Raw genomic sequence first — 12426 nt, 5'->3', positions numbered from 1 at the left:
TATTTTGTCAAGAATAACATTTATTAATAAACGTAAAATATATGAAACACAAATTACTCAATTTTTTCGTGGGTAGTATGATCCTGACTTCTGTTGCATTTGCACAAGAGAAAAAAGTAAGTGGTCGTGTTACTGGTGCTGATGGAAAGCCATTAGTGGGAGTAACGATTGCCGTGCAAGGATCAAACATAGCTACCCAAACAGATGAGAATGGAAATTATTCGCTGTCTGTTCCTACAGGTAAAATGATTGTGTTCCGTTCGGTGGGATACGCCGATAAAACATTGATCGTGAAAGAAACTCAATCTGCATTTAATGTCACTTTAGCTAATACGGATAATGCATTAGAAGAAGTTGTTGTAACCGCAATGGGAATTAAAAGAGAACAAAGATCACTTGGGTATGCGGCATCGACCATTAAATCGGAAGAATTAACAAAAGCTAGGTCTTCAAATGTTCTAAATTCATTGGCTGGTAAAGCCGCTGGCGTAAGGGTAAATGCTCAGTCGGGTACAATTGGGGGATCTACTAAAGTTGTTATTCGTGGTGTTAATTCTTTGGATGGAGGCTTTCCTCTTTATGTAATTGACGGACTAACTGTAAGTGACGCAACTTCTGTCGGTGGAACTACAGCTAGTAACGTTGATTTTGGGAACCGAATGGGAGATTTAAGTCCAGATGATATTGAATCAATGACAATTCTTAAAGGTGCAGCTGCGACGGCTCTATATGGTGCCCGGGCAAAGGATGGGGCGATTATTATTACCACTAAGAGAGGAGCGAAGGGAAGTAGTTCTATTAGTGTAAATTCGTCATTACGCTTTGATAACCCATTAATCTTACCAAAATTTCAAAATGAATATGCTCAAGGAAATCAAGGTGTATATGCTTTAACGCAGACAAATGGTTGGGGACCAAATATCGCTGAGGTAAGTGGGCAAAAATTTAAAAATTTCTTAGGTCAAGATGGTACTCTGCAGGCTTATCCTAATAATGTCAAAGATTATTTCCAAACAGGAACTTCCTTGATGAATAATATAGCATTTGCAGGCGGAGGTGACAATTCTGATTATCGGATTAGTTTTTCAAGCGCGAACGAAAGAGGGATTATTCCGGAATCGAAATTGGATCGCTATACTTTATCGATTAACGCTGGGAAGGACTTTAATCCTAAGCTGTCTTCTAGATTTACAGGTTCATATACCAATTTAAAATCAGATGGTAGACCCGCTCAAAGTTCCAATAATACAAATGCAATTATTTCTACTATTTTTGGTTTGCCGAGAACAGTAGATATTAACTTGTTAAAGAATAATTTTGAAAATCCAGAAACTGGTGACCAAATTTTCTTGAGTCCAAATAGGAACGGAAATAACCCTTTTTGGGTAATGAATTATAATAGAAATGGAAACACGGTTGATCGTTTTTTAGGAACATATACCTTAACTTATAAACCGGTTGATTGGGTTACTATTAGTAATAATTTTGGTGCTGACGTATATACGGAGAAAAGATCTCAGCATGTACGTAAGGGTACAGCAGGATTTATGACTGGAAAATTTATCAATTACGACTTGTTAAGTAAGCAGTTTAATGATGATTTAATCGCTACCATCGAACAAAATAATTTGGTTGATAACTTTAAATTTAAGTTGATCGTTGGTGGTAATATTAATGAGCGTACTACTCAAAGTACTAACGTTGAGGCTGTAGGTTTGACAATTGATCAACTATGGAACTATACCAATGCTTCTAGCAAAACTCCTACGTTGGGTTATAGTAAAAGACGTCTTTTGGGGGCTTATGGTAATTTAAGTGTTAGTTACAGGGATTTTTTATACTTAGATGTTACAGGTAGGAATGACTGGACTTCTACTTTGCCTGTGGCGAATAGATCATATTTCTACCCTTCTGTGGGAGGCTCATTTATTTTCTCTGAATTACTTAAAAATAAAGGCCTAGATTGGTTAGATTATGGGAAATTAAGAGCGAGCTGGGCTTCAGTGGGTAGTGATTTAGCTGCTTATAACTTAGATTATCAATATACGCCAACGTCTACCGTCTTTTTGCAATATGTTTCGTCAACTGCAACCGTTTTCCCTGCAGGACCAATCGAAACAGCTTTTACAGCACCTAAAATATTGCCGAATGCAAATTTGAAACCTCAAAAGCAAAATTCATTCGAAACAGGATTGGAAATGAAATTCTTAAAGAATAGAATTGGATTTGATTTTTCATACTATAATAATGTGACTAGAAATCAGTTAATTCCTATCGATGTTGCAATCTCTACTGGTTATTTTTCGAAGTATATAAACGTAGGGGAAATTCAAAACAGAGGGGTTGAAATTGGTTTGAATATTGTGCCTGTTAGAACAACAGATTTTAACTGGAATCTAGATTTTAACTTTTCTAAAAATAAGCAAAAAGTTAATGAACTAGCGCCTGGGTTGACTCAATATAGTTTAGCTAGTGGTTATAGTGGTCTTCAGATAAAAGCTAGTGTAGGTGAAAGCTTCGGACTTTATGGAAGCGACTGGGCAAGAACTGATGATGGGCAAATTATTATTGACAGTAAAACGGGATTAAAAACTGCGGTAGCAAATCAGCGATTAGGTAGTATTTATCCGGATTGGACAATGGGAATAAATAATACATTTAGTTATAAAGGATTGTCTCTAAGTGCCCTCATTGATATCCGTAAAGGTGGGAAATTTTTCTCGGGAACAGTTGCAAATTTGAGGGGTAGTGGCTTGGCCGCAGAAACTGCCAATCGTGATAAAATTGTGACGCCTGGGGTGGTGTTGTCTAATGGGGCTTATATTCCAAATACTAAAGAAATCAGTGCACAAGATTACTGGGTTTGGGAGGCAAGTACAACAAATACTGTTTCCAATGTATTTGACGCAGGCTTTGTAAAATTGAGGGAGGTTAGATTTGCTTATGCCTTACCTTCAAGTATATTAAAATCTAAATTTATAAAAGGAGCTGAAATTGGTGTTGAAGGAAGAAACCTGTGGTTAATTAAGAGCCATGTCCCCCATGTAGATCCTGAATTGAATTTCTTTGGATCAGGAAGTGTAGGTGAAGGTGTCGAATTTAATAGTATCCCTTCAACAAGATCTTTTGGTATGAATTTGAGATTAAACTTTTAATTATTGACGTTATGAAATTGAAAAATAAATTACTGGCGGGGGCTTTATTATTAATGTCTGCCTCGGGCATAGTTTCATGTAATAAGTATTTAGATATAAATAGTAATCCTTTAACTGCAACAAAAGTTGAGCCGAAGCTTTTATTTGGATACGCAGTTACAGCTTGGGACGTGAGTAAAAATAGTGGTGACTGTTATATTGCATTGGGATTTCTTGGACAAACTCTAGCATCAGGTGGAGATTTTTCAGATAATTGGGGCTCTTCTAATTTATATAATATTAGTCCCAATTTTGTTGGAAATACTTGGAAAGTATATTATAGTACTTCTGGTAATAATTTGAAACAGGCTATAAAAATTGCAGAATCAGCAAATCCAGTTCAAAATAATGCCGCTGCTCAGTGTAAAATTATATTGGCTCAATTGATGTTTGAAGCTACCACGCTCTATGGCGATGTACCTTATACCGAAGCATGGGATCCTGAGAATTTTCCTTATCCGAAGTACGATGCACAAAAGGATGTTTTAGAAAATATAATTAAACTTTTGGATGAAGCAACAGCGCAGATTGATGCTAATAGTTCTCTGAAAATAGCTGATTATGACGTCTTCTACAAAGGGGATCTAAATCAATGGAAAAAATTGGCTAATTCAATTAAGTTTAAAACTTTAATGGTGATGGTGGATAAAGATCCATCCAAAGCTGATGCGATTGGAAAATTAGCAGCCGCTCCTGAAACTATGATAAATGCAGCGGTCGATACTTGGAAAGTGCCTTATACAACAACTGTAAATAATGAAAATCCAAAATATCGTCTGTTTTTAGGTGAAAATCCATTTACTTATGCAAATAAATTGGTGACAGATATTATGGTTCCAAAAAGTGATCCTAGATTACCGAAATATTTCGATTTAGGACCTGATTCAAAATCATATGTTGGTGTGTTAGCCAATGTTGATGCAGATAGTAAAACTTCTTTAATATCAAAATACCTATATAGGAAAGATGCGCCATCTTTATTGCTTTCTTATCAAGAAATGCTCTTTTTGGAGGCTGAAGTTTATGCACGAGGTCTAGGTGTTTCTAAGGATATGACAAAAGCGAATGATCTTTACAGGAAAGGGCTTCAAGCAGCAATGAATTTTTATGAGGCTGATCCAGCAGCAGTGTCTGTGTATCTTAATGCCTTGCCTGCCTTAAATACGCTTGCTGATCCCCTTAAAGAGATTCATACCCAACAATGGATTGACTTAATGGATCGACCTCTAGAGGCGTTCGTTCAATGGAGAAGATCCGGAACAGATGGAAATGAGATTCCAAAAATGGAAGTTCCTAAGGGGGCTACATCTGGTCCTCTGTTTAGACGTTTTCCATTATCTACGGATGAAACAGCTGCTAATCCAAATATTCCAAACCCCCAACCTAAATACTATGATAAGGTTTGGTTTGATTTGTAGAATTTGAAATTAACTATGCTGAAGCCTTTGACATGTGTGTCAGAGGCTTCTTTTTTTGTACTAAACTCTTCATTAGAAGTTTAGTGTAGAACTTGATGAATAATTACTAAATAAGATTGTTTAAGTGAAAGTTGGTCGCTTTCAAATTTACTATACTGGATACAACAAATGCAATTGTCTCTCGTAATACTTTTTAAGAGAAGTTGGGATTTATTTTTTAAAATAAATAGTAAGTATTGCTATTATAAAAATTTATTATATCTTTGTTTTTAACAAAACTTTAACACTTTATTAGAGTTTTGACTTGACCAATATCGTCCCATTTGTATATAAACGGGATGTGTGAAAAGTTTTTCAAGTATTTATATGCTGGTACGTTTCTATGAAATACCTTTTGTTAACTAACTAACTAACTAACTAACTAACTAACTAACTAACTAACTAACTAACAATAATTAGAGGAAAGATTCCTAACCATGGTATTTAATGCCAAAAAGCAGAAATAAACATACTTAATTAAACATAAACATATGAAACACAAACTACTCAGTTTTTTATTGGGTGGTGCTATCTTGACTTCGGTAGCATTCGCTCAAGAAAAGAAGGTTAGTGGACGCGTAACAGGTAATAATGGCGAGGGGTTGCCAGGAGTTACTATTGTTATTCAAGGCACTAATCAAGCCACACAAACCGATGCAAACGGTAACTATTCCATTAATGTCCCTACGGGAAAAATTTTAGTCTTTCGTTCTGTCGGCTATTCAGACAAAACCATTACAGTTGCACAAGGTTCAAGTTTGTATAACGTACAACTAAATGACAATGAGTCTGTTCTTGACGAAGTCGTGGTAACTGGTGCGGGTCTTCAGGCAAGTCGTCGCTCTATTGGTGTTACTCAAACAACCATTAAAGCAGATGATCTACAAAAGGCAAAACCGACAAACATTGTGACCGGTCTGACTGGAAAAGTTGCGGGTCTAACAGTACAAGGAGTTGGTAGTGGTGTAAATCCCAATTACCGCGTAGTATTGCGGGGAATGCGCTCTTTAACGGGGAATAACCAGGCCTTAATTGTTATTGATAATATTATTTCTCCCTCATCTATGTTAGGTAATCTAAACCCTGATGATGTGGAAGATATCACCGTACTGAATGGTGCTTCTGCTGCTGCGCTTTATGGATCACAAGCATCAAATGGTGCCTTGATCATAAAAACGAAAAAAGGTGCTGCTTCCCAAGGCCTAGAAGTGACAATCGATAACACAACAACTTTTGAAAATTCGGTTTTTTTACCTAAGATGCAGAAGTTATTCGGGTCTGGTGCGGATAAATATGTTCAGATTTACACACCTTATGAAAACCAACAATATGGACCTAAATTTGACGGTTCAAATGTGTTAATTGGCGATCCGCTCCAAGATGGAAGCACGCAATATACACCATATTCTTATAGCGGTGATAAAGATAAATTCTGGGAAACCGGCGTTACTAATATGACCAACTTGTCTGTTGCATCAAAGCTCGATAAAAGCTCATTCCGTTTTTCTGGTCAGTATTTAAATTCTACAGGTACGGTTCCAGGAGATAAATACACAAGAGCTTCAGCTCGCGTAAATGGGGCTAGAGAATTAAGTGATAAGTTGAATATTTCGTATTCTTCTTACTATGCACAAAATCGATATGATCAGACATCAGCGAATTCTTCCATTTATGATGCAGTTTTGAATCAACCTGGACAAATCCCTTTATTAAGTTATAAAGACTGGAAAAATAATCCGTTTGCTGACCCTAGCGGTTATTACAATGCTTATTATAATAACCCATATTTTGTGGCTGCTAATAATCGTCAGAATATCCGTAATGACTATTTTATGGGGAACATTGACTTAAGTTTCAAACCATTACAATGGTTAGATTTTACAGGCCGTGTTGGTATGACAACTGCCAATCAGTCTTATAAATATACGACGGGTAAATATTCATTTACACCTTATGCAGCAGGGCTTCATGGTTCCTATAAGGCTAATAATATTACGGGTAATGTTACAGATGCATTTAACTATACTACAAATATAGCAACAGACTTTATTTCCCATGCGACACATACCAATGGTGATTTCAAGTTTGATTATACTTTACTCTTCCAATTTTTACAAAATCAATATTCAGGTATGAACGCCTCTGTAAGTGGCTTGGTCATTCCTGATATTTATAATCTTGGGAACTCATTGAACAATCCAAGCGCGGGTCAATCTTCATACCTCGCCCGTACATTTGGTTTATCTGGAAAAGTGGATGTTGCGTACAAAAATTATCTTTACTTGAGTCTGACTGGACGTAATGACTGGGTTTCTATTCTTGATCCAGATCATAGATCGTTCTTTTATCCAGGTGTAGCATTATCTTTTGTAGCGACTGATGCTATTGACGGATTGAAAGATTTTGAACCATTAAATTTCTTGAAGCTGATTGCTAACTGGTCAAAAGTGGGACAAGTTAACGTAGGTAGTACTTCTACATTTGGAGCTTATGCAACTGTTCCAACTTTCAGCCAAGGCTCAGGATATCCATATAATGGCGTCGGCGGTTTTACAATCGGAAATCAGATTGTTCAGCCTGGATTAAAGCCTGAAATGACTCGCTCAATTGAGTTGGGCTTTGAGTCACAATGGTGGAATAATCGGATAACTGCAAATGCAACCTATTTTAACAATAGAACAACAGATAATACCGTTCCAGCTATCATCTCATGGGCAACTGGATACAGCAATTACCTGGTCAATGCAGGTATTACAACTGGTAAGGGGATTGAATCTAAATTGACGGTTACACCGATCAGAACACAGGATTGGGATTTAACGGTAGGCGGTAACTTTACCTATATTGATAATAGAGTAGAGGCAGTAGGAGCAGGTCTAACACAATTGGCTTTGGGAACATATGGAGGAAGTACAGGATCATACGCAATTGCAGGAGAGAAGTTTCCAGTGATCATGGGTTATGGTTATAACAGAGACCCTCAAGGACGGATTATTGTAGATAAAAATACGGGGTATCCAACAAAAACAGAAAGCTTGATCAATATGGGGCCTGCAATGCCTACGCATACACTTGGGTTGAATCTTAGCTTATCTTGGAAAGACCTGACGTTCTATACGAGTGCTGAATACCGCACTGGAAATTATATCTATCATAGAGGAGCAAGCACTTTTGATTTTTCTGGATCAGGAATCAATACTGTCGGTTATGATAGAGAGCGTTTTGTTATCCCTAATTCATCTTATTGGGATGATGCAACACAATCTTATGTCGCTAACACGAATATAACAGTGTATGATGGCGGTTCAGATTATTGGACAATGGGAACCGGAAGAAGGGATATTGATGAAACTTATGTGACTTCGGCAGCTTTCTGGAAGATTCGTGAAATGTCAGTAACCTATAACATTCCTAAAAGTTGGTTAGCTGGACAAAAAGTAATTAAAAGAGCTCGAGTAAGTGCGCAAGGTCGTAACTTATTCTTATGGACTCCAGCAACGAACGTTTACACCGATCCAGAATACTCTGACGGAAATGGTTCTTCAAACGGAAATGCGATTGGTTTAACTGGTTTGAGCCAAACGCCACCATCGAGATACCTTGGATTCTCTGTTAGTTTAACTTTTTAATCTTACTACAAATGAAACGAAATATTAAATATATAATGTTGGGATTGGTAGCTGCACTTTGTACACAAGGTTTACAATCCTGTAATAAAGCGTTAGATATAAATACTAACCCAAATTCACCGACTTATTCTACACCTGAATTGGTGTTACCGCAAGCTATGGTCGCTACAGCTCAGCAAGTTCCAGGTTTTAATACCTATGGAGCACGCTTTGTAGGATACTATGCGACATCTGGTGGGGTCTCGGGTTGGGGAGATATCCTGACATACGATTATGCAACAAGTGCGTTCGGTGGTTTATGGAGCGGGGTTTATAATACACTTACGGATTTGGATTATGTTGTTAAAAATACCTCCGGAAACGCGGGTTATCAGGATTTAAATCAAGCTGCCGTAGTGTTGATGGCCTACAACTATGCTAATTTAGTAGATACCTACAATGACATTCCTTATTCTGAAGCACTGCAAGGAGCAGCATTCTTAACACCGAAATACGATAAAGCAAGTGATATTTATGTCGATTTGGCTAAAAAGCTCGATGGAGCGGTGGCGTATTTTAAGGCAAATGCTTCTTCTGATGTATTTAAAAAATCGGATATCATTTTCAAAGGAGATAATACCTCTTGGGCTAAATTTGCTAATACACTTAAATTAAGGTTGGTATTGCGTGCAGGCAGTAAAGCGGCGTTTGCAAATAAGACGATAGATCCTATTGGTGTAATTACAGATGATGTGATTGTACAACCTGGATTTACTAAAATTGCGGGAAAACAGAATCCAATGTGGAATACCTGGGCATATGGTGCTGATGGTGCTGCTGTAGGTACATGGGGAACGCAATTTATCCCTACACCATTTGTAATGGCTTTTTTTGATGGATCTAAATTAAGTGATGAAGCACGTGCGAACTTGTTTTTTGCCAATGGTATTTCAACAAACGTAAACCAGTTGGGAAATACAAACAATCCGCCAGTGGGAATCTCTCCTTCTGCTTGGGTTATGAAACCAGCCTCAGGAACAATCAGTGCAACAAACTATAGAGGTTATGGTGTTATTAAAGGACCATCTGCAGGTCAACCTTTAATGCTTGGTGCAGAAGGTAATTTTCTTGGTGCAGAAGCTGTCGTTGAAGGATTACTTTCAGGTGATGCGAAAACATTTTTTGAAAACGGAATTAAAGCTTCTTTCACTTATTTAAATAAAAATGAGTCCGATGTTGTATCAAATGGTGCAAATGCGGCTACTTATTTGACAAGTTACGTGTCTGCCAATGCAGGTAAATACCTGGCAGACTGGTCTGCAGCACAAACAAAAGACCAAAAATTAGAGGCTATTGTGACACAGAAATATATAGCAATGAACTTCTTATTTGGGCACGAGGCGTATAATGAATACCGTAGAATTGGTTATCCGAAAATTGCAGGTGGAAATGTGATTGGTAATGGTAAGTTGAACTTTATTTCTACTGAGTCACGCTCGACCGCTCCTGATAAAAATCTTGCTAGGCTACCTTATCCAGCAAGTGAGTTCAGTTATAACGGTGCAAATATCCCGACGGTGAATAAATACACTGATAAATTGTTTTGGGCAAAATAAATTGATTTGAAATGAAAAAGATTATAAATTATATTTCGGTACTGTTGTTACCGTTTATGTTCACAAGTTGTTTGAAGGATGATGCAATCATCGGTCCCGATGCAGGTGGGAATGTTGAAAATATCATCGAGTTTAAAAACTTTGTAGCGCCATCTTCGGGGACATCTAGTAAATATCCGCTGTATATTCAGGCTTTTGATATGGTTCCAACAACGGATTTTGCAATTCCTGTTCAAATAGCAGGGGTGTATAATCCGAAAGCGGATGTTAAAGTTACACTAGAATTGGATAATAGTATAATTACTGCTTATAATGCACAGAATGGATCGAAATATCAACCGTTGCAAACAGCGAATTATACTGTTTCAACTTACGAGATTACAATTCCAAAAGGTCAAAAAATTGGAAACTTAAACATCAAGTTTTTTCCTGAAAAATTCGATTTTAAAGAAAGCTATGCTTTGGGATTAAAAATCAAATCTGTAAGTGAGGGGACAATCTCTGGTAATTTTGGAGCAATAGTCTTAGGTGTTGTACCGAAAAACTTATATGACGGTGTTTACACCGTTGAAAAAGGGCTTGTACAACGTTATACTGGCGGTGCTTTAAATATTGGTGATGCATTGAACGGAAGTTTGGCTGGTAATCCAAAGGTTACGCTTAAATCAATAGATGGAAACACTGTCGAAATTACAAATATGAGATGGGCAGGTGGTACTTCTGGTATTGCTGGTATCGACAACTTGCGGGCGACAATTAACCCTGCTACTAATGAAGTCACTATGTTTGCTTTAGGTGCACCGACATTAAGAAATATTGCGGGGAAGGTCAATAAATATGATCCTGCAACAAAAACATTTACATTAAATTTTGACTGGGCACAAACAACGAATAAGAGAGAAATTCTTGATCTTCAGATCAAATTTGATTCTCCTAGACCATAGTGCTACAAATTTCACATAGAAAAGGTCGTCTGAAAAGACGACCTTTTCTATGTGAAATTATTTTCTTTAGTGGTGCCTTAGTCTATGTTTTTATGTAATAATTACCTATATTTAGTTAACAATCTCTAGAACTTATATTATGAAATTATTAGGTACCTTATGCTTTCTGGCTTTGTCCATAAGTCTATATGGCCAGAATAACCCAGCCCGTCCTAAAGAGGGCGATGAGCAGTTCGCAGCGAAATTGAATAAGCAATTAAAATTATCGAATTCCGAAATACAACGTGATATTTCGGGCGAAGTAGTTCTTGATTTTCGTGTCAACGAACATGGGAAAATTGATTCAATTGATATCGTTCGGGATTTGGGCGATAAAATTTCACTCCGCTTGATCGATATTCTTAAACGATCGGGGGATTGGGAACCTGCTAAGAAGAATGGATCACCAGTAGCTTCGTGGGTTCGTTTTCCTTACAAAGTATTAAGCTTGAGAGAATCTGCTAGTTCGTCGCTGCTAGTAAAGGCAGAACCAATTGAAGGCATGTCTACTTTCATTGAAAAATTCTATAAAAATTTCCAATATCCACCTGAAGCACTGAAAGCAGGCTTGTCTGGTGATTATGAGTTAAATTTTATTGTGAAAGAAGATGGGAAAATTACTGGTGTTAAATTAAAAGATGATCCTGGTTATGGCGTATTAACGAGTGCGCAACGTGCACTTAACAGAGCAGGTAAATGGAAACCAGCAACCCAAAACGGGGAGGCTGTAAAGTCTTCTGTTGTTGTTCCATTCAAATTGAATTTGAAAGAATTCAGAACACATATTTAATTAGATCAAAAAGGAATTTTTATGTAATATAGAGGTAGCAAGTATTTTGCTACCTCTATATTTTTTCACCAAACTGAAGCACATATCCATTATTATCATAAATAGCAAACTCAAGCATGCCCTATTCGAAAGTTTCTATTTCATAACATATTTTGACATTATCTTTCAAACTTTCCCATAAATTATCAACATCAGCTATGTTAAAATAAAGGGACCCTGTAAATTGTGCTGTTTCAAAAGCAATGCTTTCAACAGGATGCGAAAACATGATTTCGATGGTTCCACTTCGCAGTAGAGCCCAGTTCAATGCTTCGTTTTTTTCAACACATGTAAACCCGAGTTTTTCAGTATAGAACTGAATAGTTTGATCTAAGTTTTTTGTATATAATATTGGATTTAAGCTTTTGTAGTTCATCTTTATTTGCCTTTGATTGTTTTGAACTATTGTTTTGTCTTTTTGATAGTAGTTATGTGTTTTTTTTATATTGTTATCGATTGTAATGATAGTTTTATGATGAAAAATACAAAATATTACAGTATTTATTGTTACTTCATGAAAAAAATATTTACTTTTTTGGATTAAGGTGAGTTGTTTGTGTAATTGTTTGGTATTTAGTATTTTTTGTGTCGTTTTTTGTGTGAAATACTATGATTTATATCGTTTGTTTTCCAGTTTTTTAATTCTATTTCTAACTTCTTGTTGCATCTTTAAAAGATTGTTTTATCTTTGCTTTTAACAAAACCTTAACATTTCATGTCTGGTTTTGCACACTAACTG

General features: G+C 36.6%; 7 protein-coding genes. 6 read left to right on the top strand and 1 reads right to left on the bottom strand.

The genetic code is table 11. The features are described 5' to 3' along the window. Positions 1 to 41 precede the first annotated feature (41 nt). The 6 genes from M2419_RS12190 (at position 42) to M2419_RS12165 (ending at position 11648) form a co-directional block, all read left to right on the top strand. A complete protein-coding gene (locus M2419_RS12190) occupies positions 42 to 3155 on the top strand; it encodes a SusC/RagA family TonB-linked outer membrane protein (RefSeq protein WP_259255187.1) in 3114 nt (1037 codons plus the stop codon). 11 nt (positions 3156 to 3166) lie between these two features. Beyond that, entirely contained in the window at positions 3167 to 4612 is a 1446-nt protein-coding gene (locus M2419_RS12185) for a SusD/RagB family nutrient-binding outer membrane lipoprotein (protein WP_259255186.1), read from the top strand. 530 nt (positions 4613 to 5142) lie between these two features. After that, complete coding sequence (locus tag M2419_RS12180; RefSeq protein WP_259255185.1) at positions 5143 to 8280, top strand: SusC/RagA family TonB-linked outer membrane protein; 3138 nt, start codon at positions 5143 to 5145, stop codon at positions 8278 to 8280. An 11-nt stretch (positions 8281 to 8291) separates the two neighbouring features. Continuing rightward, positions 8292 to 9875 (top strand): SusD/RagB family nutrient-binding outer membrane lipoprotein, encoded by a 1584-nt coding sequence (locus tag M2419_RS12175; RefSeq protein WP_159729811.1) that lies wholly within the window; start codon positions 8292 to 8294, stop codon positions 9873 to 9875. Between the two features lie 11 nt (positions 9876 to 9886). Beyond that, on the top strand, positions 9887 to 10819 hold the full coding sequence (locus M2419_RS12170) for a DUF1735 domain-containing protein (protein ID WP_159332777.1): 933 nt from the start codon (positions 9887 to 9889) through the stop codon (positions 10817 to 10819). 139 nt (positions 10820 to 10958) lie between these two features. Further along, positions 10959 to 11648, top strand: coding sequence for an energy transducer TonB (locus tag M2419_RS12165; protein WP_259255184.1), 690 nt, complete (start codon positions 10959 to 10961; stop codon positions 11646 to 11648). A 121-nt stretch (positions 11649 to 11769) separates the two neighbouring features. Here M2419_RS12165 and M2419_RS12160 read toward each other — a convergent pair whose 3' ends face one another. After that, positions 11770 to 12063: a VOC family protein gene (locus tag M2419_RS12160; RefSeq protein ID WP_200845632.1), complete on the bottom strand. Its 294-nt coding sequence runs from the start codon at positions 12061 to 12063 to the stop codon at positions 11770 to 11772. Positions 12064 to 12426 lie beyond the last annotated feature (363 nt).

It is taken from the genome of Sphingobacterium sp. BIGb0116 (assembly GCF_024808035.1).
Classification (GTDB): domain Bacteria; phylum Bacteroidota; class Bacteroidia; order Sphingobacteriales; family Sphingobacteriaceae; genus Sphingobacterium; species Sphingobacterium paramultivorum.
Note: the sequence above shows the minus strand (reverse complement) of the source record. Positions and strands in the feature narration are given on the sequence as shown.